A 24841-nucleotide genomic window follows, 5' to 3' on the forward strand; every position below is an offset into this window, starting at 1 on the left:
AGTTGACGCGAGGGAGGGAGTGGAGCGATGGCAACGGCACCCCGTCCGCGTACGACCACACGTGACCCGGAGGAACTCGCGCAGCGGCTGACCGCCTGGCTCGCCGGACGGCTGCCCGGCGCCAAGGCGGTCGACGTCCGCGTCCCCGCCTCCAACGGACTCTCCAGCGAGACGCTGCTCTTCGACATCGAGCACCCCGAACCCCCGGTGCGTGCCTGCGCGTTGAGGCTCGCGGCGGACCCGGCGGCGTACACCGTCTTCCCGGTCTACGACCTGCCGCGCCAGTACCGCACCATGCGACTGGTGGCGGACCGCACGGACCTGCCCGTCCCGCGGGTGCAATGGCTGGAGGAGGCCCCGGGGCCCCTCGGGGCACCCTTCTTCGTCATGGAGCGCGTGGCGGGCCGCGTACCGCCGGACGTCATGCCCTACACATACGAGGGCAACTGGCTGCACGCGGCAAGTGACGCCGAGCGGGAGCGACTTGAGGACGCGTCGGTAGGACTCCTCGCCCGACTGCACGACCAAGTCCCGGTGCGCGAGGCGGACTTCCTCGTCCCGCCGGGGCACGGCAGCGCGCTGCGACGCCATGTAGCGGCCCAACGCGCCTACTACGAATGGGTGATTGACGGGCTGTCACGCTCGCCTCTGATCGAGGACGCCTTCGACCGGCTCGACGCACTCTGGCCGCGCGACGAGGGCGAGACGGTCCTCAGCTGGGGTGACGCACGCATCGGAAACGTCATCTACGACGGCTTCGAACCCGCCGCCGTCCTCGACTGGGAGATGGCGGCACTGGCCCCGCGCGAGGTCGACCTCGGCTGGATGATCTACCTGCACCGCTTCTTCCAGGACCTCACCGTGAGCTTCGGCCAGCCCGGACTGCCGGGCTTCCTGCGCCGGGACCGCGTTGAGCTGCGCTACGCCCAACTCACCGGTCACACACCGCGGGACATGGACTTCCACATCCTGTACGCCGCCCTGCGGCACGCCGTGGTCATGCTGCGCGTCGCCTACCGGCAGGTGCACTTCGGTGAGGCCGCCGTCCCCGCGGATCCGGACACACTGATCCTGCACCACGACAGCCTGCGAGCCATGGTGCAGGGCAGTTACTGAAACTGAGGACCGCTCAGGCGGAAACCGGCCGTGTGGTGCTCAGGCGGCCTCGTCGCGCATCACCGGCACTCGCATCGGACGCGAGCCGGGGCCCCCGACGTGAGAGAAGGGCTGCGTACGCCAGTCGAGCCCCTGAGGGAGCGTCAACAGCAGGGCGGTGTCCTGCTCCTGAACCTCCATCGTCTCGTCGGCGGGCCGGGCCTCGGCCGCCGTACGGCCCGTACCGGCGCAGACCGTGAGCCCGAACGGGTTCCACGGCGACGCGCACAGCGCGTGCTCCGGCAGGATCTCCTCGTCCGCGAGGAGCGCGATGGGCTGCGCGCAGTCCGGGCAGATCACCCGGAACATCTCGAAGGTGTCGTACGCGTCGAGCTCCTCGGCGTCAGGTTCGACACCCTCCGGCTCGGGCTCGACGACGGGCTGCTGCCGCTTGGGCGCGGTGCGACCAGGGCGCTTCAGACTCTGCATGGGCTACTCCCCCTCGGGTGGGCCGACAAGGCACTGCGACCTCGACCACAGCAAGCACTTCCCGCCCCGTCTCTGCGGTAATCACGAGAACATCACGGACCCGACCGCTGCTATGTGGCGTTCGTCACATGCCGCGTGCAGGTGCCCGACCCGGTGGTTTTGTCCCCCGGGTGTCTCGCCCGCTTCTTCAGGCCACATCACAAACAGGGTATGACCTGCGCCGCAGAGTACCCGAGGGGATCAAGGGCACTGTAGGTTCTCCGCCATGGAGGAGCTGGACCGCCACATCGTGCAGTTGCTCGTCGAAGACGGGCGGATGAGCTACACCGACCTGGGCAAGGCCACGGGCCTGTCCACGTCGGCCGTGCACCAGCGGGTGCGCCGGCTGGAGCAGCGGGGCGTCATCCGCGGCTATGCCGCGGTCGTCGACCCGGAGGCCGTCGGGCTGCCGATCACGGCCTTCATCTCGGTGAAACCGTTCGACCCCAGCGCCCCCGACGACATCGCCGAACGGCTGGCCGACGTCCCGGAGCTGGAGGCCTGCCACAGCGTCGCCGGCGACGAGAACTACATCCTCAAGGTCCGCGTCGCGAGCCCCCACGAGCTGGAGGAACTCCTCGCGCGCGTGCGCACGCTGGCGGGCGTGTCGACACGTACGACGGTGGTTCTCTCCACGCCGTACGAGGCCCGGCCGCCGAAGATCTGAACCCCCGAGTGCGGGGACCCCCGTGCGCGGGGCGGAGGCGCCCAGGGGCGAGACTGTTCCCATGAGTGAGAGCACCGCCGACCCCCAGCAGAACCGAGCCTCGTCAGGGGCCCGGGGCACTGCGCGATCAGCCACAGAAGACCCGCAGTTGCCGGACAGCCGTTCCCGCGGGGCGCTCACCGTGCTGCTGCGCGGCGGTGAAGTCCACAGCCCCGCGGACCCGTTCGCCACCGCGATGGTCGTGGAACGCGGGCAGGTCGCCTGGGTCGGCTCCGAGGGCGCGGCCGACGCGTTCGCGGACGGCGTCGACGAGGTGGTGGACCTCGAAGGGGCGCTCGTCACCCCGGCGTTCACCGACGCGCACGTGCACACCACGGCCACCGGACTCGCCCTCACCGGCCTCGACCTCTCCGCCGCCCGCACCCTCGGCGAGGCGATCACCCTCGTACGGGACTTCGCGGCGGCCCGTCCCGCCGACCGGGTACTCCTCGGTCATGGCTGGGACGCGTCCCGCTGGCCCGAGCGGCGCCACCCGCGGCGGGAGGAGCTGGACGAGGCCACCGCAGGGCGCCCGCTCTACCTCAGCCGGATCGACGTCCACTCGGCCGTCGTCACCACGGCGCTGCTGGACATGGCGCCGGGCGTACGCCGGGCGCAAGGCTTCGAGGACGGCGAACCGCTCACCCGCGACGCCCATCACGCCGTACGCGCCGCCGCGTTCGCAGCCGTGACCCCGGAGCAGCGCACCGAGGCCCAGCGTGCCGCACTGAAGCACGCGGCCTCGCTCGGTATCGGCTCCGTCCACGAGTGCGCGGGCCCGGAGATCTCCTCCGAGGACGACTTCACCGGACTGCTGCGGCTCGCCGTGGAGGAGGCCGGGCCCCGGGTCGTCGGCTACTGGGCCGAACCGGGGGAAGAGGGCGTGGCGAAGGCCCGGGCGCTGGGCGCGGTCGGCGCAGCGGGCGACCTCTTCGTGGACGGCGCCCTCGGCTCGCACACGGCCTGCCTCCACCAGCCGTACACCGACGCCGAGCACAGCGGCACCGCCTACCTCGACGCCGCCGCCGTCGCGGCCCACGTGGTGGCATGCACCGAGGCGGGCCTCCAAGCGGGCTTCCACGCCATCGGGGACGCCGCCGTGGCCTCCGTGGTCGACGGAGTCCGCGCCGCCGCCGAGAAGGTCGGCCTGGCCCGCGTACGCGCCGCCCGGCACCGCGTCGAGCACGCCGAGATGCTCACCCCGGAGACGATCGCCGGTTTCGCCGAACTCGGCCTCACCGCCTCCGTCCAGCCGGCCTTCGACGCGCTGTGGGGCGGCGAGGACGGCATGTACGTCGAGCGCCTCGGCGCCGAGCGCGCCCGGACGCTCAACCCGTTCGCGGCCCTCCTGCGGGCCGGAGTGCCGCTCGCCTTCGGCTCCGACAGCCCCGTCACACCACTCGACCCGTGGGGCACGGTCCGTGCCGCGGCCTTCCACCGCACTCCGGAGCACCGGGTGTCCGTGCGCGCCGCGTTCACGGCGCATACGCGGGGCGGCTGGCGGGCGGTCGGACGCGACGACGCGGGACTCCTGGTACCCGGCGCGCCCGCGGACTACGCCGTGTGGCGCACCGAAGAACTCGTCGTCCAGGCCCCGGACGACCGGGTCGCCCGCTGGTCGACCGACCCGCGCTCCGGCACCCCCGGACTGCCCGACCTCACGCCCGGCGCGCGACTGCCCGTCTGCCTGCGTACGGTCGTGGGCGGACGGACGGTATTCGTACGGCCGGACGAGTGATGTCCCGGGGTGGCGCGGCGTCGATCATGGGCCGGCGCCCTGTCGCGCGACCTGCGTATCCTCCGCGCTGACCAGGGGTTTGAGGGAAAACCACCAGGTCAAACGACTGTTGACAGCGAGCGGCAGGTGGCCGGTAGGTTCGGCCGGGTCCACCACCGGACGTCCGACCGGTGAACTTCCGCGCAGTCGCCGCAGCGCAGTTGGGTCAGGGGTGGTGTGCCGCACCGGTACACCACCACTGGGAGCCAGGCCCAGCGCCCGCGCCACGGCGCGAGGGAACGTTCCGGCTCGGATGGTGTGACCCGGGTGGGGCCCGGACGCTCAGTAGACAACGGCTTTCGGTCGACCCGCAGCCAGCGGGTCCCAGGTCGGCCCGAAGGGCGCCGGGCCCCGATCCGCAGTCCCACCCCCCTCCGAGAACTTTCACGCCGGTGCCTCACCGGCCTGAAGAGCGACGCTCGCTATGGTGGAGCCCCTCGCACGGAAGTCTTAAGGGGAAGCTGTGAACGACGGCGGTGGGCGACAGTTCGGTCCGCTCGGCACGACCTTGGTGATCATCCCGACCTTCAACGAGGCGGAGAACATCAAGGCGATCGTCGGCCGGGTGCGGGCATCCGTGCCCGCGGCGCACGTTCTGGTCGCCGACGACAACAGCCCCGACGGCACCGGCAAACTCGCCGACGAACTGACCGTCGAGGACTACCACGTCCACGTGCTGCACCGCAAGGGCAAGGAAGGCCTCGGCGCCGCCTACCTCGCGGGCTTCCGCTGGGGTCTGGAGCACGGGTACGGAGTCCTGGTCGAGATGGACGCCGACGGCTCGCACCAGCCCGAGGAACTGCCCCGGCTGCTCACCGCGCTCAAGGGTGCCGACCTCGTGCTCGGGTCCCGCTGGGTGCCGGGCGGGCGCGTCGTCAACTGGCCCAAGTCCCGTGAGTTCATCTCGCGCGGCGGCAGTCTGTACTCGCGCGTCATGCTCGACGTACCGATCCGCGACGTCACCGGCGGCTACCGCGCCTTCCGCCGCGAGACCCTGGAAGGCCTCGGCCTCGGCGAGGTCTCCTCGCAGGGCTACTGCTTCCAGGTCGACCTGGCGCGCCGGGCCGTCAAGGCCGGCTATCACGTGGTCGAGGTGCCGATCACCTTCGTCGAGCGCGAACTGGGCGACTCCAAGATGAGCCGCGACATCCTGGTGGAGGCCCTGTGGAGGGTGACCACGTGGGGGGTCGGGGAGCGGGCGGACCGGATTCGCGGGCGTCGGAAGTCCTGAAGTCCGGTTCCTCGTGCGGTCCGGCTGTCGGTCTGTCCGGGCAGGTGGTGCCGTTGCGGTCCGGCTGCCGGGGCGGGCGGCTCGGCCTCACAGGTGGTGCTGACCACGCGTTTATCCCGTACTGAGCCGTGCCCAGGCACACTGGACGCATGACGACTGGCGCTTCGACTCCGCCCCACCCCGCACGGCCCCGGCGCTCCGGCCCGCTCCGGTACCTGCCGCTCGGCATCGCCGCATGGCTGGTGCTGGAGATCTGGCTGCTGATCGTGGTGGCGGGTGCCACGAGCGGCTTCACCGTCTTCCTGCTGCTGGTCGCCGGATTCGTCCTCGGCTCCGTGGTCATCAAGCGGGCCGGACGCCGAGCCTTTCGCGCGCTGAGCGAGACGCTGCAGCAACAGCAGAGCGGGGCGCTGCCGCAGGGCGGTACGAATTCCGAGGGCAACGGGCTGATGATGCTGGGCGGCCTGCTGCTGATGCTGCCGGGGCTGATCTCCGACGCCCTCGGGCTGCTTCTGCTGGTTCCGCCGGTTCAGAAGGGGCTGAGCCGTTATGCGGAGCGGACCTTTGAGCGCAAGATGCGGGAGGCCGGCGCTGGGACGCTCGGGGGTGCCTTCCAGCAAGCGCGTATCCATCGGCCTGATGGGAAGGTCGTTCCGGGCGAGGTCATCCGCGACGAGCCGCAGGACCGTCGTCAGGAAGACGCGGGCCCGAGGCCCCCGCTGAACGGCTGACGCCGAGGGCTTTCTTCGCCCCCGCCGCCCCTACCCATTCCCGTCACTACTCGGGGGCTCCGCCCCCGAACCCCCTTTGCGCAGTTCCCCGCGCCCCTTTGGGGGCGCGGGGAACTGCGCGATCAGCCACAGCGAGCCCGCACCCGAAGTCACCCAAAAGCCATCCGAACGCACAAAACCGCAGGCACCGTACCCGGAGGTACGGCACCCGCGGTTGGGTGCGTGCGTTGTATGCCGCCCAACCCCCGGAGGGGTTACGCGGACTTGCGGCTGTCCCGAGGGTGGACCGCGATGTTCATGGCTCCGGAGCGAAGTACCGCCAAGCGCTCTTCGAGGACCTCTTCGAGTTCCTCTCGCGTGCGCCGCTCCATCAGCATGTCCCAATGCGTGCGCGCGGGCTTGGCCTTCTTTTCCTCAGGGCCGTCGCCGTCCACCAGGAGTGCCTGGGCCCCGCAGACCTTGCACTCCCACTCCGGCGGGATCTCCGCCTCCACCGAGAAGGGCATCTCGAATCGATGGCCCTTCTCGCATGCGTACTCCACGGCCTGGCGCGGAGCCAGGTCGATGCCGCGGTCCGTCTCGTAGCTGGTCACCACGAGGCGCGTGCCGCGAAGAGCTCGCTCACTCATGAATCGTGCCTCCCGGGCTTGTCGCCCACAGGACAGGTGTCGCTGTCGTCGTCATCCGGTCAACGTCCGGTCGGCGGTAAAGATTCCCGTTCCGGGTCATGCGTCGCCGTCGTAGCCGCCCCTTGTTGTACCCACCTGCGCCCGGTTTGTCACATCTGAGGCCAGATGTCACCTAGCGTTTCGGCATCTTTGACGCGCAGTAACGGTACGCCTGGCAGGCCAAACGCGTACACTACCGGCCTTTGGCCTCCGGCGCTAAATCCTGTCCGGAACCGGGTTGCCCGCGTCGCGCACCGCCTGGCGTACCGGAACCCTCGCGAGCAGCACGAATCCCAGCACGAAGAAGATCACGAGCGAGATGATCGCGTCCCGATAACTTCCGGTTAGCTGGTACGTCAGACCGAACAGAAGCGGGCCGAGCCAGCTCATACCGCGGTCGCTCATCTCGTACGCGGAGAAGTACTCGGCCTCTTTGCCGGGCGGCACCAGATGCGAGAACAGGGACCGGGACAGTGCCTGGCTGCCGCCGAGGACGAGCCCGATGCCGGCGGCGAGGACGAAGAACCAGACGGGCGCGCCGGCGGGCAGGAAGTAGCCGGCGCCCAGCGTCACGGTCCAGGCGATCAGTGATCCGAGGATGGTCCGTTTGGCGCCGTACGTCCGGGCGAGTCGCCCCATGCCGAGCGCCCCGGCCACCGCGAGCAGCTGGACCAGCAGCACGGCGACGATCAGCGTCGACTGGTCGAGGCCCAGTTCCTCGGATCCGTACACGGATGCCTGCGAGATGACTGTCTGGATGCCGTCGTTGTAGACCAGATAGGCGAGCAGGAAGGCGAGCGTCAGTGGCTGGCGGCGCATGTCCCGCACGGTGGCCGCCAGCTGCCGCCATCCGTGCGTGGACGTACCCGAGGAGGACGTCGTGCGGCGGTCGCGCAGCCGCTTGAGCGGTACGAGCGTGAAGGCGCCCCACCAGATACCGGCCGAGGCCAGACAGATGCGGACCGCCGTCGCCTCCGAGACGCCGAAGGTGTCATGGGCCGTGTAGAGGATCAGGTTCGCGACCAGGACCAGTGAGCCCGACGCGTAACCGAAGGCCCAGCCCCTCGACGAGACGGCGTCGCGCTCCTCCGGCGGGGCGATCTGGGGGAGGTAGGAGTTGTAGAGCACCATCGAGACGGCCAGTGAGGCGTTGGCCACAATCAGCAGGAGACCGCCCAGCAGATAGCGGTCGCCCTCCAGGAAGAACATGCCCGCGGTGGCCGCGGCGCCCAGGTAGGCGGCGACCGCGAGAAGCGGCTTCTTGCGGCCAGTGCGGTCGGCCGCCGCGCCCGCCATCGGCATCACGAAGATCGACAGGATGACGGACGCCGACACGCAGTACGCGAAGAAGGAGCCGGCGCGCAGGGGGATCCCCAGCGGGTGCACGAACCCGTCGGCGTCCGCCGCCGCCTTGGCGACCGATGTCAGATAGGGGCCGAGGAAGACGGTGAGCACACTCGTCGAGTAGACGGAACAGGCCCAGTCGTAGACGTACCAGCCGCGTTGTTCGCGCCGCCGTTCCGCGGCCTCGTCGGCCGCTCTTTCCCGCACGGTGTCGGTGCCCACCCGTGCCCTCGCTTCCCCGTCGCAGTCCCCGTACGCGGACGCCGCGCGGGGCGCCGGGCCGTCAGACCCAGGTGCCGCGGTCCTCCAGGACCCCGCGCAGCGTCTCGATGTGATCGGTCATGATGCCATCGACCCCCAGGTCCAGGAGCCGGTGCATCCGTGCGGGTTCGTTGACCGTCCAGACGTGAACCTGCAGCCCGCGCGCGTGGGCCGCGCGCACGAAGCGGTGATCGACCACAGGGACGCCCGACTGGGACTCCGGCACCTGGGCGCAGACCGCCGAGCGGCGCAGCGGGGCCGCGATCCCCCATGACCGCAGGCGCAGTCCGAGGACGCCCCGGGTGCCGTAAGAGGTGGCCAGGCGCGGACCGGCCAGGCGCTGCGCACGGGCGACCCGCGCCTCGGAGAAGGAACCGACACAGACGCGCTCCCAGGAGCCGGTGCGCCGGATCAGGTCGAGCAGGGGGTGCAGGGCGGGCTCCGCCTTGATGTCCACGTTCCAGCGGACGTCGGGGAACGTCTCCAGCAGCTCCTCGAAGAGGGGGACCGGTTCCGATCCCGCCACGCGCGCGTGGCTCACGTCGTCCCAGGGGAGGTCCGCTATCCGGCCCGACCCGTCGGTCACCCGGTCCAGCGTCGCGTCGTGGAAGGCGACGAGTTTTCCGTCCGCCGTGGCGTGTACATCGGTCTCGATGTATCGGTAGCCGGCCTCGACCGCGCGCCGGAACTGGGCCGCGGTGTTCTCCAGGCCGGCCGCGGCCCCGCCCCGGTGGGCGAAGGCGATCGGGCCGGGATGGTCGAGGTAGGGGTGGCGTATACGGGTGCTCACCCGCGCAGTATCGCCTGCTCCGGTTGCCCGGCGGCAACGACCGTGCTGCCGCCCGATGATGCCGAGGGGACGGCGAACACGCGCAGGAAGAGCTGAGCCAGCGGGCCGATGGCCACCGCGTACAGGACCGTGCCCACGCCGACCGTGCCGCCGAGGGCGAAGCCCGTCGCCACCACGGCCACCTCGATGGCCGTACGCACCAGACGGATCGAGCGGCCGGTGCGCCGGTGGAGCCCCGTCATCAGGCCGTCGCGCGGGCCCGGACCGAAACGGGCCGCTATGTAGAGCCCGGTCGCCACGCCATTGAGGAGGATGCCTGCCACCAGCAAGGGGATGAGGATCCCGAGCGCGTGCGCGTCAGGGACCAGGGCGAGCGTGCCGTCCATGGCGATACCGACCACGAAGACGTTGGAGACCGTGCCGAGGCCCGGGCGCTGGCGCAACGGGATCCACAGGAGCAGCACCACGGCGCCCACGATGATCGACACCACGCCGATCGTCAGCCCGGTGAGCTCGGCGAGGCCCTGGTCCAGGACGCTCCAGGGCGCCAGGCCCAGGCCCGACTCCACGAGGAGGGCCACACTCGCGCCGTACAGCGCGAGGCCCGCGTACAGCTGAAGCAGTCGGCGCGTGACGCGCCCCGACGGCGGGCTCGATGGCGGACCCGACGGCCGGTCCGACGGCGAAGTGGACAAGATGTGCCCCCTGGTGGTGATAGTGGCCTGACCCGTGACACTCTGTGGCTTGAGAAGAAGCCTCTTCCATGGCCAATTCGGGAAAGGTGGACTGGAAATCATGGCGCAGTGGACCTCGGCGGTGGGTGCCGCTCAGCTCGCGCGGCTGCTCAACTCCCAGCAGGAGCGCCCGGCGGGCCCAGGCACACGCCGTCCGCCCGCCTATCGCGCCCTCGCCGACGGCATCCGTCTGCTCGTCCTCGAAGGGCGCGTCCCCGTCGCCGCGCGGCTGCCCGCCGAGCGCGAACTGGCCCTCTCCCTCTCCGTGAGCCGCACCACCGTGGCGGCCGCCTACGAGGCGCTGCGCGCCGAAGGGTTCCTGGAGTCCCGCAGGGGAGCGGGCAGCTGGACGGCCGTACCGGCCGGGAACCCGCTGCCCGCGCGCGGCCTCGAACCGCTGCCGCCCGAGGCCCTCGGCTCCATGATCGACCTGGGCTGCGCGGCCCTGCCCGCCCCTGAGCCGTGGCTCACGCGTGCCGTCCAGGGCGCGCTGGAGGAACTCCCGCCGTACGCCCACACGCACGGCGACTATCCGGCGGGGCTGCCCGCGCTGCGCGAGATGCTGGCCGAGCGGTACACCGCGCGCGGCATTCCGACCATGCCCGAACAGATCATGGTGACCACGGGGGCCATGGGCGCCATCGACGCCATCTGCCACCTCTTCGCCGGGCGCGGCGAGCGCATCGCCGTCGAGTCGCCCTCGTACGCCAACATCCTTCAGCTGATGCGCGAGGCCGGGGCCCGTCTGGTGCCCGTCGCGATGGCCGAGGGGCTCGCGGGCTGGGACATGGACCGCTGGCGGCAGGTGCTGCGCGACGCGGCGCCCCGGCTCGCCTATGTCGTCGCGGACTTCCACAACCCGACCGGCGCGCTCGCCGACGAGGACCAGCGGCGACGGCTCGTCGACGCGGCCCGCTCCGCCGGCACGGTGCTGATCGTGGACGAGACCATGAGCGAGCTGCACCTGGACGAGGACCTCGAAGTGCCGCGTCCCGTGTGCGGTTTCGACCCGGCCGGGTCCACGGTCATCACCGTCGGCTCGGCCAGCAAGGCGTTCTGGGCGGGCATGCGGATCGGCTGGGTCCGCGCCGCCCCCGACGTGATCCGCAGTCTGGTCGCGGCCCGTGCGTACGCCGACCTCGGCACCCCCGTCCTGGAGCAGCTCGCCGTCAACTGGCTGCTCAGCACTGGTGGCTGGGAGCAGGCCGTGGACATCCGGCGCACCCAGGCCCGCGAGAACCGCGACGCGCTCGTGACGGCCCTGCGTCGTGAACTGCCCGGCTGGGAATACGACGTGCCGCGCGGCGGGCTCACGCTGTGGGTGCGTACGGGCGGTCTGTCCGGTTCACGGCTGGCCGAGGTCGGCGAGCGGGTGGGAGTGCGCGTGCCCTCCGGGCCCCGCTTCGGAGTCGACGGGGCCTTCGAGGGCTATGTGCGGCTGCCTTTCACCGTCGGCGGTGCGGTGGCCGACGAGGCCGCGACGCGCCTGGCCGCGGCCGCCCGACTGGTGGAGTCGGGGGCGAACGGCGGAACGGACGCCCCGCGCACGTTCGTGGCCTGACGCTTCTGGCTGCGCCTGGTGCTGTGACGACTCCCGTGCTGTGACGCCTTCCGTGCCCGGTGTCCCGAGGGAGGCGCGGTAATCCAGGCCGCTGCCGACGTGCCAGTGGCGAGGGGAGCGGACGGTAGGGAGGGCGCCGCGCTTCCTCGTGCGTGACGCCTCGCCCTCCGCCCGCTCAGCCTTCCGCGGGGACGCCCACCGCACCCGGCGCGGTGAAGCTCACGGGGCTTTCCGGGGCCGCGTCCACAAGGTCTCCGGGTGACATGCCCGTCGGCTCGGCGTCCGCCGGAGTCGTGCGCGCCGGCAGCAGACCGACCACTGCCTGACGGTGGGCCTCGCTCGTCGCCTCGTCGTACGGATCCGGGGTCGCCGGGACCTGGAGGCGGTGGACCGGACCCGAGCCCAGCCGGGCGTAGCCGCGGCCGGGCGGCACGTCCGGTGTCGGAGTCGTGGGCGGGGGAGCCCCGAGCACCGCTTCGAGCTGGCTCGTGGACGCGTGGCCGAGCACGACACGCGCGCGCGTGTGCCCGCGTACCGCCTCGCCGAGCGACTCCAGGGCGTCGAACTGTTCGGCCACCACCACCGTCACACCGGCGGCGCGGCCGTGGCGCAGCGGCACCTGGAGGAGGGACTGGGGATCCTTGCGGCCGTCGGCCGCCGCGAGATGACCGAGGACCGTCGGACGGTCGAGGAGGAGCCAGAGGGGACGCCTGGTGTCCTCCGGCGGGGTGTGGCCCGCCTGCCGGGCACGGTTCGCGGCGATGAGTCGGCGCTCCGTCTCGTGCGCCGCCCACTCCAGGCTCGCCAGCGCGCCCGCCAGGCCGCACTCGATGCCCAGGACGCCGTCGCGGCCGGTCAGACACGCGAACTCGCCGCTGCCGCCGCCCTCGACGATCAGTACGTCGCCGTGCTGGAGGGCCTGCAGCGCCATCGAGCGCAGCAGGGTGGTCGTGCCGCTGCCGGGCCCGCCGACCGCGAGCAGATGCGGCTCGGTCGAGCGCGCACCGGTGCGCCAGACGACCGGTGGGGCGTCCCGCCGCTCGTCGCCGAAGGTGAGCGGAAGCGTGCGCTGGACCCCGGCCGGGTCGGTGAAGCCGAGGACGGTCTCGCCCGGAGCCGTGACGAAGCGCTGGGCGGCGACATCGGTGGGAAGCGGCGGCAGCACGGTGACCGAGAGCTGGTTGCCCTCCTCGTCCCACGCGAAGCGGTACTCGCGCCCGCGGCCCGACTTGGTGTGCAGCAACTGCTCGATACGGGCACGCGCGTCCGCCTCCCCGTCGGTGAAGTACGCGGGGTAGTGGAGCGAGAGATGCGAGACACGGCCGGTGTCGTCGAACTCGTACGAGGTGAAGGCCTTGTCCCACTCGCCGCCGTGGGCGTAGAGCGGGGCCGGGTCCTCGGGAACCGAGAAGTAGGGGACGAGTGCTTCGTAGAGCGACTCGAGGCGCTTGGCCTGCGCCTCGTCGGGTCCCGTCGGCCCGGGCGGGGTGCGGTCCCGGCCGTGCCACGCCGACGCCCCCATGAGGGTGATGACGGCGAGCAGCGGCCCGTACGGGACGAGAGCCACGACCAGGACGACCGAGGCCACCAGGAACAGCAGTGGACCGCGCCGGTCCTTGGGGGTGTCCGCCCACTTGCGCCGTCCGGCGGCAGCCAGCCGGCGCAGTCCACGAGTGACCGTGATCAGTGGGTGAAGGACGTCGGTGGCGCTGTCGGCGGCCGTCCGGGCCAGGTCCCGGCTGCGGGCGATCTGCGCGCTGCCGGTACTCAGAATGCGGGGAAGAGGGCGCCGGGCCACTGCTGTCTCCTGGAGGTGCGTGCGAACGGGATGGGCGTCAGAACTTGATCCCGCCGAGCAGCCCGGCCAGGCTCGCGCCGCCTGCCGTGATGCTCGGAGCGATGGCCGTGCCCGCGAGGTAGAACCCGAAGAGGGCGCAGACCAGCGCGTGCGAGGCCTTGAGGCCGTCCTTGCGGAAGAAGAGGAAGACGATGATGCCGAGCAGCACCACACCTGAGATGGACAGGATCATGAGAGTTCTCCTGGTCGATGGGGACAGTCACCATGAGTACTTCCAGGCTCACAGGATGTATCCATACGATAAAAGGTGCAACAGAGTGAAATTCCGCTTATTTCATCCCGATGGCCCTGTCCAACCGGGCCTCCAGGGCGGCCGCTCGACGGTTTGCCGGATTCGTGGTGATCTTTGCCTCGGTCGGGCCCGGTCATGTGCCCGCGAAGCCAGTACGCTGGCGATTCACTCGTACGGCCGCACCGCTGACGGCCGCACGTTCCCGCAGTCCCGTTCGTTGTCGCATGTGTTGTCGCAGTGAGAGGCGGTCCCGCCGATGAGTGAAGCCCCCGACCCGGAGGTCGTGGAGCTGGCGACCAAGATCTTCGATCTGGCCCGGCAGGGTCGGACCGAGGCGCTGGTGGCGTATGTGGACGCGGGTGTTCCGGCCAACCTCACCAACGACCGCGGCGACTCGCTCGTGATGCTGGCCGCCTACCACGGCCACGCCGACGCCGTGAGTGCCCTCCTGGAGCGCGGCGCGGAGGCCGACCGCATCAACGACCGGGGACAGACTCCGCTCGCCGGAGCTGTCTTCAAGGGCGAGGACGCCGTGATCCGGGTCCTCCTCGACGCCGGTGCGGACCCCTCGGCGGGCACGCCCTCCGCCGTCGACACGGCTCGTATGTTCGCCAAGGCCGAATTGCTCGAACTGTTCGGCGTGCACTGAACAAAACGCCTTGACCAGGCGAAACAACAATTTTGGGGGAGGCGGTACGGGGCCGCCGGAAATGCGGTCGCGGCAGCGAGAACCGCTGGGTCATCATGACGTCGTGATTCACGTACGCGATGGCTGGGCAGGTGTTGCCGCACCGCGCGGACCGTGATGCGGCCCGCACGGGCCACCGACGAGAGGCAGAGGAAGATGGTCTACAGCAAGCAGGAAACGGCGGGCGCCCCGACGTGTTGTCACGCGGCCAGGTAAAGCAGGATCCCCGGTTGCGTCGACGCTTGATGTGAGGCTGTTTCCCATGTTCGATCCGGTCATAGCGCCCAGCGGTACGCTGCTCGGCCTGCTCCAGAGGGGCCGCGGCGACGGCACGCTGCACGCGCTCACCGCCCCGCGCGCCGAAGCGCTCGCGGCACTGAACCAGTGTGTGCTGCGCGACCCCCGCCACGACTGGCAGGTGGAGAACCGCTCCCTCTACTACGCACGTCTCTTTCTCGACCTGAGCGGCGAGCTCGACGAGATCGAGGCGCACCTCTTCGACGCGGACGACGTCCTCGACACGGACGAGTCACGCACGGGCCTCGCGCTCGCCGTCCTCGGCCACCTCGCCTCGTACGGCAGGCGGGACGCGCTCGAACTGCTCAGGCGGTACGCCGCCTGCGGCGCCAACTGGGCCTGGGCCCTCGACGAGCTGGCGCTGCGCGACGACGACGCAGGACTGCGTGCCCTCGCGGCCCCCGTCCTCGCCCGGTTCCCCGCCGATCCCGAGGGCGAGGCCGAACTGGCGGTCGTCGTACGGGACTCCTTCGAACCGCGGCCCTGGCGCCTGTGGGCCGACGATCCCCGCGAATCCATCGGCACGCGTGTGCGTGCCGCCCAGGAATCAGGCTCCTTCGACCGATGGCAACGGCAGATGCGACCGTCCGGGCCCCGCCCGGGGTGGAGCGTGCGGGCCGTCTTCGAGTGGGCCCAGCAAGGCATCGAACGCGGAGCGGCCCTCCATGTGCCGGCCGCGCGATGCCTCACGGCCGTCGCCGGACCCGAGGACCGCCCCGAGATCATCGAGGCCGCCCGCACCGGAGACGACGGCGCGCGCTGCACGGCCCTGCGCTATCTCGCCGACAGCCAGGATCCCGACGTACTCGATCTCATCGAGGCCGCCCAGGCCTCCGCCTCGCGGCTCGTCGTGGAAGCCGCCGTGGACGCCTTCGAACGGATGCGGTCCATCGCCGCCGTGGAGCGGGCGCGCGGCTGGGTCCACCGGCCAGACGCCCTCGGAGAGGCCGCCGGGCGCGTCCTCGCCTGCCGGGGCGGCGCAGCGGACCGGGAGCTCGTCCTCGGCGCCCTGCGCGAGGCCGTCCGGGGCGACGGGCCCGACGCCCCGACCCTGTGGACCCTCGTCGACGGCGCCGGACGTCTCGGCATCGCCAACGCGGCCCCCGTACTGCGGCATGTCTACCGCGAGACCGCCTCGTCCCATCTGCGCCAGCGCGCTGCCCGCGCGCTGGCCGCCACCGATCCCTCGTTCCCCGCCGGGTTCGCCGTCGAGTGCCTCTGGGACTGCGAGGAGACCACCCGTGAGGTGGCCGCGCGGCACGCCGAGACCGGGGACGCCCGGGTGGTCGACCAGCTCCGGCGGCTCGCCGCCGATCCGGCCGAGGAGGCCGAGGTACAGACCGCGGTACGCAGCCGCATCGGACCGGACGCGTCCGCCGTGTGAGGCACACGAGTGGGACCCTGAGTGCGACAGCGGTGTGGGACCGCCGTGTGCGTGTTCCGTCGTCGGCCCGTATCCCGTTGGTACGGGCCCGGACGCCGGAGCGTGACCGGTCTGTGATGCGGGGGCATGCGGAGCGCAACGCTCACGGGACGTTCCTCATCCGGAAAGATCCACGTTGACGCGTCCACGTCCGGCCCGACGACAACACGGGTATGCGTGTCGTCATCGTGACCGAATCCTTTCCCCCCGATGTGAACGGCGTGGCCCACTGCGCGCTCCAGACCGCCCGACACCTCGTCGAGCGCGGTCACGCCCCCATCGTCGTCGCCCCGGCCACGGCCGCCGGCAACGGGCCCGACGCCCTCGCGCCGTGCCCCGTCGTCCGAGTCCCCTCCCTACCGCTCCCCGGCTACCCCCAGGTCCGCGTCGCCCTCCCCAGCCGACGCGTCGCCGCCGCGATCACCGAACACCGCGCCGACATCGTTCACCTGGCCAGCCCCTTCGTCCTCGGCGTCCGTGGCATGACGGCCGCCGCCCGGCTCGGCATCCCCGCCGTGGCCGTCTACCAGACCGATCTCGCCGGCTACGCCCGTACCTACGTACACGCGGGCGAGGCGGCCGCCTGGCGCCGGATCCGCTCGGTCCACGCCGCCGCCGACATCACCCTCGCCCCGTCCACGCCGGCCCTGCACGACCTGGAGGCACACGGTGTGCCGCGGGTACGGCTGTGGCAGCGCGGCGTGGACACCGTTCGTTTCCGGCCGGAACACCGGGACGACACACTCCGCCGTGAGCTCGCCCCGAACGGCGAGCTGATCGTCGGCTACGTGGGCCGTCTCGCCCCCGAGAAGCAGGTCGAACTCCTCGCCGGAGCCTGCGGCCTGGACGGCGTACGGGTGGTCGTCGTGGGCGACGGACCCAGTCAGCCGAGCCTGACGCAGGCCCTGCCCGGCGCTGTCTTCCTGGGGCGTCGCACCGGCGACGAACTCGCCCGGATCTTCGCCTCGTTGGACGTCTTCGTGCACACCGGACCGTTCGAGACGTTCTGTCAGACGGTCCAGGAGGCGATGGCGAGCGGTGTCCCGGTCGTCGCCCCCGCCGCGGGCGGACCGCTCGACCTGGTGGCGCACGGGCGTACGGGACTGCTCGTCCCGCCGCGCGACGAGACCGCCGTGCGCGACGCGGTGTGGTCGCTCGCCGCCGATCCCGCACTGCGGGCCGCGTACGGCGCCGAGGCGCGGCGGACCGTCGAGGGCCGCACCTGGGCGGCCGTCGGGGACCAGCTCATCGGGCACTACACCGACGTACTCGCAGGGCGGGCGGTGGTCGCGGCATGAGCGCGCCCCTGCGAATCGTCCGGCTCGCCAACTTCGTCGCCCCAGCCTCGGGCGGCCTGCGGACCGCGTTGCGCGAACTGGGCGCCGGATACCTGGCGGCCGGGCACGAGCCCGTACTTGTCGTGCCCGGCGAGCGCGCCTCGGACCGCGAGACCGAACAGGGGCGGGTGATCACGCTGCCGGGCCCGCTGCTGCCCGGCACCGGCGGCTACCGCGTCCTCACCGACAAGCGGCGTGTCGCCGGCCTCCTGGAGGCGCTCGCGCCGGACCGCCTTGAGGTGTCCGACCGCACGACGCTGCGCTGGACCGGCGTCTGGGCGCGGCGCGCCCGGGTGCCCGCCGTGATGGTCTCCCACGAGACCGCCGACGGCGTACTGCGCACCTGGGGCCTCTCCGAGGGCATGGCGCGCAGGACCTCCGACGCCCTCAACATCCGTACCGCCCACCACTATTCACGGATCGTGTGCACCACGGAGTTCGCGGAGCGCGAGTTCGTCCGCATCGGCGCCCGCAATGTCGTACGCGCCCCGCTGGGCGTCGACCTGGAGGGCCGGCACCCGGCACTGCGGGACCCGGGGCTGCGGGCCCGGCACGCGCGAGAGGACGAGGTCCTGCTCGTGATGTGCTCCCGGCTGTCCGTCGAGAAGCGGCCCGGCACGGCGCTCGAAGCCCTGGAGTCGATGCTGCGCCGCGGGCGGCGCGCGGTGCTCGTGGTGGCCGGTGACGGGCCGCTGCGGGCCCGCCTCGAACAGCGGGCGCGCGAACGGCGGCTGCCGGTCACCTTCCTCGGACATGTCGGCGACCGCGCGCTCCTGAGTGGTCTCCAGGCCTCCGCGGACGTGTGCCTCGCCCCCGGGCCCGCCGAGACCTTCGGACTCGCCGCCCTGGAGGCGATGGCCTGCGGCACGCCCGTCGTCGCCAGCGCCTCCTCCGCGCTCTCGGAGGTCGTCGGCTCCGCCGGAGCCACCGCCGCGGACAACGGAGAGGCCTTCGCGGACGAGATACGGATGCTTCTCGACCGCCCGGAGAGCGAGCGGCGGGAGGCCGCACGCGCGCGTGCGGCCTGTTTCGGGTGGCCGGCCGCCGTCGAGGCGTTTCTCACCGCCCATGACGCCGACGTCCGGGTGGGGCGGCCCGAGGCGCCCGCGGTTGCCCCCACCGTGGAACGGGCTCGGGAGGGCGTCGGATGAGACCCCTGCGGTTCGTGGCGCTCGGTGACTCCCTCACCGAAGGGGTGGGCGATCCGGTGGGCGAGGAGTGGCGCGGCTGGGCCGCGCTGCTCGCCGCCGGGCTCGCACCGGCCGACGCGCCCGTGGAGTTCGTCAACCTCGCGGTCAGCGGCGCCCAGACGCGTGACGTCCTGGAACGCCAGACCCCGGCCGCGCTGGCCGAGCGGCCGGACGTCGCCTCGGTCGTCATCGGCGTCAACGACACCCTGCGGTGCACCTTCGACATCCACGCCGTGGCCGAACGGCTCGACGAGGTGTACGCCGCGTTCACCGGGCAGGGTGCCGTCCTGCTCACCGCCTGTCTGCCCGATCCCGGCGCGATGCTGGGGCTGCCCGGGGCGCTGGCCCGTCCGCTCGCACGGCGTCAGCGGGCCGTGAACGCGGTCGTGCACGCGCTGTCCGAGCGGTACGGAGCGGTGCATCTGCATGCCGCGGAGGGTGACTGGGTCACGGACCGGGCCATGTGGAGCTCGGATCGGCTGCACCCGGGGGAGCGGGGGCATCGGCAGCTCGCGCTCCACTTCCACGCGCTGCTCGCCGAGGCGGGCACCGCCACGGGTGTCGCGCCTTCCGCCGAGCCCGAGTTCCCCGAGCCCACGCGGTCGGCCAGCCTGTGGTGGCTGGCCACCGCCGGGACGGGGTGGGTGGCTCGCCGCTGCACCGATCTGTTGCCCCAACTCCTCAGCCTGGCGGCGTCCGAGATCCGCCATCGGGCGCGGGGGACCAGCGCGCGGCTCGACCTCAGTGCGTCCCATGCGGTGGTGGCGGCGTTGGCCGCGCTGTCGGTGAGCGGTGAGCAGCCCGACGTCGCTTAGCGCTCCGCGGGTTGGGCCGATATTTGGCTGCAGGTCCGTTGTGGCCGGTCGCGCAGTTCCCCGCGCCCCTTTCGGGGCGCCGGTTCCCCGTGCGCCCGACGGGGCGCGGCCCAGTACTCGGCTCTGCATCCGCGTCAGCGGCGGCGTACCACCAAGAAGCGAACCGGGGTGCCCGGGACCGCTTGGGCCGTGGCGGGGAGGTCGGTGGGACGGACGACCGCGATCACCGGGTAGCCGCCGGTGGTCGGGTGGTCGGCCAGGAAGACCACGGGGCGGCCGTCCGGGGGGACCTGGATCGCGCCGAGGACCATGCCCTCGCTGGGGAGTTCACCCGGTCGGGCCCGCTCCAGGGCGGGGCCCTCCGTGCGCAGGCCGATGCGGTTGCTAGCCGAGGAGACCCGGTAGGTGTGCGTGGTGAGGGTGCGGATCGCCGCCGCCGTGAACCAGTCGTCGCGTGGGCCGAGCGTCACCCGCAGGACGAGTTCGGCGGGGGGCCGCGGCTGCGGGACGACGTCCACGCGCGCGTGGGGGGCCGTCGGCGTCCCCAGGGGGAGCACCGTTCCGTCCGTGAGAGGCGGCGGGCCCAGGCCCGACAGCAGGTCCGTCGACCGGCTGCCGAGCACCGGTTCGACGGCCACGCCGCCCGACACGCCCACATAACTGCGTACTCCGGAGACCGCCGTCCCCACGGACAGCAGCGCCCCGGCGGGCACGCGCACCGGTGCTCCCCAGGCGACCGGTCGCCCGTCCACGGTGACCGGGCACGGGGCACCTCCGACGGCGACGATGACGGTCGAACGCGGCCGTACGTCACAGCCGTTGAGCGTGGTCTCCAGGAGGGCCGCCTCGGGCGGATTGCCGACGAGCCGGTTGACCAGGGCGGCGGCGGGCGCGTCGAGCGCACCGGAGCGCGGAACGCCCAGGTGCGCGTGGCCCGGGCGCCCCTGGTCCTGCACGGTGGTCAGCGCCCCGGCCCGTACGACGGCGAGCGCGCGGTCCGTCATCAGGACTCCACCGGGACGAATCGGACCGGCGTGCCGGGCGACAACAGGGCGGCGGGCACGCGCGCGTGGTCCCACAGGACGGCGTCCGTCGTCCCGATCAGTTGCCAGCCGCCCGGCGACGAGCGCGGATACACGCCCGTGTACGGCCCCGCGAGGCCGACGGAACCCGCCGGGACGGTCGTACGGGGTGTCGCGTGCCGGGGCACGCCGTAGCGGGCCGGGAGCCCGGTCAGATAGCCGAAGCCCGGGGCGAACCCGCAGAAGGCGACCCGGAATTCGGCCGCCGCGTGGATCCGCGCGACCTCCTTCGGGGACACGTCCCAGTGGGCGGCGACGGCCGCGAGGTCCGGGCCGTCGTAGCGGACGGGTATCTCGACCGCCTCCTGCGCGCGCGCAGGCGCGGGCGGCAGTTTCGAGGTGGTCAGGCGAGCGGCCAGCCTCGCCGGATCGTCGAGACCGTCCAGCAGGACCGTACGGGCCGCGGGGACGATCTCGCGGACGGAGAGCGAGCCCTCCGCGCGGCGGCGGAGCAGGTCGGCGTGCAGGGCCTGTGCCTCCTCGTCCGTCGACACCTCGACGAGCAGCGCACGGTCGCCGACCGGCAGTGCCCTCATACGAACGCCTCCACGCGGATGCCCGACTCCTCCAGCCGTGCACGGACCAGGCGGGCCAGGTCCACCGCGCCGGGTGTGTCGCCGTGCAGGCACAAGGAGCGGGCCCGAACCGGGATGTCACGCCCGGAGTGGGACGTCACGACACCAGAACGGGCGAGGGTCACCGAGCGTTCCACGACCGTGTTCGGATCGGTGATGACCGCGCCGTCCCGGCCGCGCGGCACGAGGGTGCCCTCCTCGGTGTAGGCGCGGTCCGCGAACGCCTCGGTGACGACGGGGAGTCCGGCCTTCCCGGCCGCGTCGAGGAGACGCGAGCCGGGCAGGCCGAGCACGGGGAGCGTGGCGTCCGCGAGCATCACGCCCTCCACGACCGCGCCGGCCTGTTCCTCGTCGTGCACGACGCGGTTGTACAGCGCGCCGTGCGGTTTGACGTAGGCCACGCGCGCGCCCGCCGCGCGCGTGAAGACCTCCAGGGCGCCTATCTGGTAGGCCACTTCGGACGCCAGCTCGTAGGGCGGCACGTCCATCGCGCGTCGCCCGAAGCCCGCCAGGTCCCGGTAGGAGACCTGGGCGCCGATCCGTACGCCGCGCTCGGCCGCCAGGTCGCACACGCGGCGCATGGTGGCCGCGTCCCCGGCGTGGAAGCCGCAGGCCACGTTGGCGCTGGTGACGACGGACAGCAGCTGTTCGTCGTCGGTCAGGCGCCAGTGGCCGAAGCCCTCGCCGAGGTCGGCGTTCAGATCGATCGTGCTCATGGGGTGCTGTTCCTCCCGGTCAGGCGACGCGGTACTGCTCGTCGCGGGCGTCGGTGATGAACATCTGGCCCGGTGCGTGAGTGATCGCGAACGGCGGGCGCGAGGCCATCACCGCGGCCTGCGGCGTCACACCGCAGGCCCAGAACACCGGGATGTCGTCCGGCTCGGCGTCCACCGGATCGCCGAAGTCGGGGCGGGCGAGGTCCTCGATGCCGAGGCCGCCCGGATCACCGCAGTAGACCGGGCTGCCGTGCACCGCGGGCAGCAGGCTGGTCTCCCGGATCGCCGCGGGCAGGTGCTCGGGCGGCACCGGACGCATCGACACCACCATGGGGCCGTGCAGCCGCCCCGCGGGACGGCACTGGCGGCTGGTCACGTACATGGAGACGTTGCGTCCCTGCTCGATGTGGCGCATCGGCACACCCGCATCGGACAGCGCCGACTCGAAGGTGAAACTGCACCCGATGAGGAACGACACGAGGTCGTCGCGCCAGTGGGCCAGCACGTCCGTCGGCTCCTCCACCAACTCGCCGTGCTTCCACACCCGGTAGCCCGGCAGATCGGTCCGCAGATCGGCGTCGCCGGCCAGGACGGTCGTCCAGGAACCGGCGTCGGTGACGTCGAGCACCGGGCAGGGCTTCGGGTTGCGCTGGCAGAACAGCAGCATGTCGTACGCCCAGTCGGCCGGCACCGAGATCAGGTTCGCCTGGGTGTGGCCCGCCGAGCAGCCCGCGGTGGAACCGGACACTCCCGAACGGAACCGGGAGCGTGCCTCTGCCGGGCTCCACGCGTGCGCGTGGTCGTCGAGAAGGTTCAGGGGGCGGTGTTGCGTACGGTTCACAGGAGCTCCTTCCCACGGGTCTCGGGCAGACCGATCAGGGCCAGCGCCGCGAGACCGTATCCGATCGCGCCGAAGACCAGCGCGCCCCCGACACCCCAGCTGTCGGCCAGGAAGCCGACCACCGTCGGGAAGACCGCGCCCACGGCACGGCCGGTGTTGTACGTGAAGCCCTGTCCCGTGCCGCGCACCGCCGTCGGGTACAGCTCGCTGAGGAACGAGCCGAAGCCGCTGAAGATCGCCGACATACAGAAGCCGAGCGGGAAACCGAGCACCAGGACAAGGGTGTTGGCGCCGCTCGGGATGTTCGCGTAGGCCAGGATGCAGACCGCCGAGAGGATCGCGAAGAGCAGGATGTTGCGCTTGCGGCCCAGTTTGTCGGTGAGATAGCCGCCGGTCAGGTAGCCGATGAAGGCTCCGGAGATCAGGAACGTGAGGTAGCCGCCGGTGCCGACGACGGACAGCCCGCGGTCCGTCTTCAGATAGGTCGGAACCCAGGTGGCCAGCGTGTAGTAGCCGCCCTGGACGCCCGTGGAGAGCAGGACCGCGAAGATCGTCGTCTTCAGCAGTCCGGGCGAGGCGGCCGTGCCCGGCTTGAAGATCGCGGCGAACGAACCCTTCTCGGGGCTCTCCTTGCGACGCTGGGCCGCCTCCGGCGCGTCCTTCACATTGCGGCGTACCCAGACGACGAGCAGGGCCGGCAGCGCTCCGGTCCAGAACATCACGCGCCAGGCGAGGTCGTCGTCCAGGTACTGGAAGACCAGCGTGTAGACCAGTACGGCGAGTCCCCAGCCCACGGCCCAGGAACTCTGGATCGCGCCGAGCGTGCGCCCCCGGTGCTTGGGGCTCGCGTACTCGGCGACCAGGATCGCGCCGACCGCCCACTCGCCGCCGAAACCGAGCCCCTGGAGAGCGCGGAAAACCAGCAGGGTCTCGTAGTTGGGCGCGAAGCCGCAGGCCACGGTGAAGACCGCGTACGTGATGACGGTGATCATCAGCGCCTTGACGCGCCCGATCCGGTCCGCGATCACACCCGCGGCCGCGCCGCCGATCGCGGACACGACCAGCGTGACGGTCGTGAACAGCCCGGTCTGGCCGCTGTTGAGACCGAAGTACGCGGACAGCGCCACCATGCTCAGCGGCAGCGTGAAGTAGTCGTACGAGTCCAGCGCATAGCCGCCGAACGCGCCGCCGAAGGCGCGGCGGCCGCGCGGACCCAGTGCACGCAGCCAGGCGAACGCGCCCTCGTCGTCGGTGGGTTCACCCGCTCCGGGGCGCGTCTCGGTGTTCAGGGCCTGCGGTGGAGGGGTCGTGCTCATGGGCACCTCACAGATGAGGGACGGGAGGGTGCTTGAGGACTGAGCCGTGCGGAAGCAGTGGCGGTGCGAGTTGTGGCGTGCGGAAGCGGTTGCGGTGCCGAACTGTGGCGTGCGGAAGCCGTCGGCTCCGGGACGAGCGGCCGGTGCCTGACTAGCAAGGTAGAGGATCGTTGAACGATCCCTCAATACCCATGTTGTTTCGTTCTTGTATCTGCGATTGAATTCGGGCGTGGCCGAACTGAACGGACTGGCGGACGACCGCGCGCTGCTGGGTCGCACCAGCACCGCCGAGCGGGTCTCGGACATCCTCAGAAGCCGGATCGCCGAAGGGTTCTTCCCGCCCGGCACACGGCTGTCGGAGGACAGCATCGGCAACGCGCTCGGCGTCTCGCGCAACACGCTGCGCGAGGCGTTCCGGCTGCTCACGCACGAACGGCTGCTGGTCCACCAGCTCAACCGGGGTGTCTTCGTGCGGGTCCTGACCGTCGAGGACGTCGAGGACATCTACCGCACCCGCAGCCTCGTCGAATGCGCCGTCGTACGCGGGATCGGCGAACCGCCCTACGCGGTCGACGGCCTCGCCAAGGCCGTCGCGGACGGGCGGCAGGCGTCCCGCGAAGGCGACTGGAAAGGCCTGGGCACGGCCAACATCCACTTCCACCGGGAGCTGGTGGCGCTCGCCGGCAGCGCCCGCACCGACGAACTGATGCGCAGCGTCTTCGCCGAACTCCGCCTCGCCTTCCACCTCGTGGACGACCCCCGCCGGCTCCACGAGCCGTACCTCGCCCGCAACGGCCAGATACTGCAGGCCCTCCAGGACGGCGACCGTGAGAAGGCTGAGAGCCTGCTCGGTACATATCTGGATGATTCACGCAAAAGGGTTGTGGAGGTCTACGGCCGCCGCGTGGCAGAGGACGCCCCCTAGGGCGCGGGGAACTGCGCGATCGGCCACAACGGGCCCGCAGCCCACAAACAACCGTGCTCACCTGGTACCCCCGGCGGAGCGCTTCGCGTCGTTTGGGTCGTTGTCAGACCGAGGACCTAG

General features: G+C 71.8%; 24 protein-coding genes. 12 read left to right on the forward strand and 12 right to left on the reverse strand.

The features are described 5' to 3' along the window. The first annotated feature begins 27 nt into the window (after positions 1–27). Positions 28–1116, forward strand: coding sequence for a phosphotransferase family protein (locus OG718_RS43245; RefSeq protein ID WP_143635278.1), 1089 nt, complete (start codon positions 28–30; stop codon positions 1114–1116). 39 nt (positions 1117–1155) lie between these two features. Here OG718_RS43245 and OG718_RS43250 read toward each other — a convergent pair whose 3' ends face one another. Then, positions 1156–1584, reverse strand: coding sequence for a hypothetical protein (locus OG718_RS43250; protein WP_143635276.1), 429 nt, complete (start codon positions 1582–1584; stop codon positions 1156–1158). A 265-nt stretch (positions 1585–1849) separates the two neighbouring features. Between OG718_RS43250 and OG718_RS43255 the strand changes: the two genes are divergently transcribed. The 4 genes from OG718_RS43255 (at position 1850) to fxsA (ending at position 6068) form a co-directional block, all read left to right on the forward strand. Beyond that, on the forward strand, positions 1850–2290 hold the full coding sequence (locus tag OG718_RS43255) for an Lrp/AsnC family transcriptional regulator (protein ID WP_143635274.1): 441 nt from the start codon (positions 1850–1852) through the stop codon (positions 2288–2290). 61 nt (positions 2291–2351) lie between these two features. Continuing rightward, the gene (locus OG718_RS43260) at positions 2352–4067 is read left to right on the forward strand and encodes an amidohydrolase (RefSeq protein WP_143635272.1); all 1716 of its coding nucleotides are present in this window, start codon (positions 2352–2354) and stop codon (positions 4065–4067) included. A gap of 502 nt (positions 4068–4569) precedes the next feature. Continuing rightward, positions 4570–5337 carry a polyprenol monophosphomannose synthase gene (locus OG718_RS43265; protein ID WP_328846718.1) on the forward strand — a complete coding sequence of 256 codons (768 nt, stop codon included), beginning with the start codon at positions 4570–4572 and terminating at the stop codon, positions 5335–5337. Positions 5338–5486: 149 nt separating this feature from the next. Continuing rightward, positions 5487–6068, forward strand: a complete 582-nt coding sequence (fxsA, locus tag OG718_RS43270) for an FxsA family membrane protein (RefSeq protein WP_143635269.1) — start codon at positions 5487–5489, stop codon at positions 6066–6068. Between the two features lie 254 nt (positions 6069–6322). On the opposite strand, the gene OG718_RS43275 is transcribed toward fxsA, so the two are convergent. The 4 genes from OG718_RS43275 to yczE form a co-directional block, all read right to left on the reverse strand. Further along, the gene (locus OG718_RS43275; RefSeq protein WP_003977404.1) at positions 6323–6697 is read right to left on the reverse strand and encodes an RNA polymerase-binding protein RbpA; all 375 of its coding nucleotides are present in this window, start codon (positions 6695–6697) and stop codon (positions 6323–6325) included. Between the two features lie 255 nt (positions 6698–6952). Continuing rightward, on the reverse strand, positions 6953–8302 hold the full coding sequence (locus OG718_RS43280) for an MFS transporter (RefSeq protein ID WP_328846719.1): 1350 nt from the start codon (positions 8300–8302) through the stop codon (positions 6953–6955). A 61-nt stretch (positions 8303–8363) separates the two neighbouring features. After that, positions 8364–9131, reverse strand: coding sequence for a glycerophosphodiester phosphodiesterase (locus OG718_RS43285; protein ID WP_143635265.1), 768 nt, complete (start codon positions 9129–9131; stop codon positions 8364–8366). Next, positions 9128–9826, reverse strand: coding sequence for a membrane protein YczE (gene yczE / locus OG718_RS43290; RefSeq protein WP_143635263.1), 699 nt, complete (start codon positions 9824–9826; stop codon positions 9128–9130). The genes OG718_RS43285 and yczE overlap by 4 nt, the downstream gene beginning before the upstream one ends. A 100-nt stretch (positions 9827–9926) precedes the next feature. Here yczE and OG718_RS43295 point away from each other — a divergent pair, with 100 nt between their 5' ends. Next, the gene (locus OG718_RS43295; protein WP_143635261.1) at positions 9927–11426 is read left to right on the forward strand and encodes an SCO1417 family MocR-like transcription factor; all 1500 of its coding nucleotides are present in this window, start codon (positions 9927–9929) and stop codon (positions 11424–11426) included. 175 nt (positions 11427–11601) lie between these two features. Here OG718_RS43295 and OG718_RS43300 read toward each other — a convergent pair whose 3' ends face one another. Continuing rightward, positions 11602–13224: a hypothetical protein gene (locus OG718_RS43300; RefSeq protein WP_328846720.1), complete on the reverse strand. Its 1623-nt coding sequence runs from the start codon at positions 13222–13224 to the stop codon at positions 11602–11604. A gap of 37 nt (positions 13225–13261) precedes the next feature. After that, positions 13262–13456, reverse strand: coding sequence for a hypothetical protein (locus tag OG718_RS43305; protein ID WP_055611072.1), 195 nt, complete (start codon positions 13454–13456; stop codon positions 13262–13264). Between the two features lie 316 nt (positions 13457–13772). Between OG718_RS43305 and OG718_RS43310 the strand changes: the two genes are divergently transcribed. The 5 genes from OG718_RS43310 to OG718_RS43330 all read left to right on the forward strand — a co-directional run bounded on the left by OG718_RS43310 (position 13773) and on the right by OG718_RS43330 (position 19266). Next, complete coding sequence (locus tag OG718_RS43310) at positions 13773–14165, forward strand: ankyrin repeat domain-containing protein (protein WP_143635256.1); 393 nt, start codon at positions 13773–13775, stop codon at positions 14163–14165. A gap of 301 nt (positions 14166–14466) precedes the next feature. Beyond that, entirely contained in the window at positions 14467–15885 is a 1419-nt protein-coding gene (locus tag OG718_RS43315; RefSeq protein WP_306941030.1) for a HEAT repeat domain-containing protein, read from the forward strand. Between the two features lie 212 nt (positions 15886–16097). Then, entirely contained in the window at positions 16098–17222 is a 1125-nt protein-coding gene (locus OG718_RS43320; protein WP_306941031.1) for a glycosyltransferase family 4 protein, read from the forward strand. Next, a complete protein-coding gene (locus OG718_RS43325; protein ID WP_143635251.1) occupies positions 17219–18412 on the forward strand; it encodes a glycosyltransferase in 1194 nt (397 codons plus the stop codon). The genes OG718_RS43320 and OG718_RS43325 overlap by 4 nt, the downstream gene beginning before the upstream one ends. Next, positions 18409–19266, forward strand: coding sequence for an SGNH/GDSL hydrolase family protein (locus OG718_RS43330; RefSeq protein ID WP_143635249.1), 858 nt, complete (start codon positions 18409–18411; stop codon positions 19264–19266). Before OG718_RS43325 ends, OG718_RS43330 begins: the two co-directional genes overlap by 4 nt. A 134-nt stretch (positions 19267–19400) precedes the next feature. Here the strand turns inward: OG718_RS43330 and OG718_RS43335 are convergent, their stop codons facing one another. From OG718_RS43335 to OG718_RS43355, 5 genes are read right to left on the reverse strand one after another with little or no spacing between them, the layout of a single operon-like run. Beyond that, positions 19401–20270 (reverse strand): biotin-dependent carboxyltransferase family protein, encoded by an 870-nt coding sequence (locus OG718_RS43335; protein ID WP_328846721.1) that lies wholly within the window; start codon positions 20268–20270, stop codon positions 19401–19403. Continuing rightward, on the reverse strand, positions 20270–20884 hold the full coding sequence (gene pxpB, locus OG718_RS43340) for a 5-oxoprolinase subunit PxpB (RefSeq protein WP_328846722.1): 615 nt from the start codon (positions 20882–20884) through the stop codon (positions 20270–20272). Before pxpB ends, OG718_RS43335 begins: the two co-directional genes overlap by 1 nt. Continuing rightward, positions 20881–21639: a LamB/YcsF family protein gene (locus OG718_RS43345; RefSeq protein ID WP_143635244.1), complete on the reverse strand. Its 759-nt coding sequence runs from the start codon at positions 21637–21639 to the stop codon at positions 20881–20883. Before OG718_RS43345 ends, pxpB begins: the two co-directional genes overlap by 4 nt. A gap of 19 nt (positions 21640–21658) precedes the next feature. After that, positions 21659–22480 carry a putative hydro-lyase gene (locus OG718_RS43350; protein ID WP_143635233.1) on the reverse strand — a complete coding sequence of 274 codons (822 nt, stop codon included), beginning with the start codon at positions 22478–22480 and terminating at the stop codon, positions 21659–21661. Then, positions 22477–23796, reverse strand: coding sequence for an MFS transporter (locus tag OG718_RS43355; protein ID WP_143635231.1), 1320 nt, complete (start codon positions 23794–23796; stop codon positions 22477–22479). The genes OG718_RS43350 and OG718_RS43355 overlap by 4 nt, the downstream gene beginning before the upstream one ends. Positions 23797–24025: 229 nt before the next feature. Here OG718_RS43355 and OG718_RS43360 point away from each other — a divergent pair, with 229 nt between their 5' ends. Beyond that, positions 24026–24721, forward strand: a complete 696-nt coding sequence (locus tag OG718_RS43360) for a GntR family transcriptional regulator (protein WP_328846723.1) — start codon at positions 24026–24028, stop codon at positions 24719–24721. Positions 24722–24841 lie beyond the last annotated feature (120 nt).

Source organism: Streptomyces sp. NBC_00258 (assembly GCF_036182465.1).
Lineage (GTDB): Bacteria > Actinomycetota > Actinomycetes > Streptomycetales > Streptomycetaceae > Streptomyces.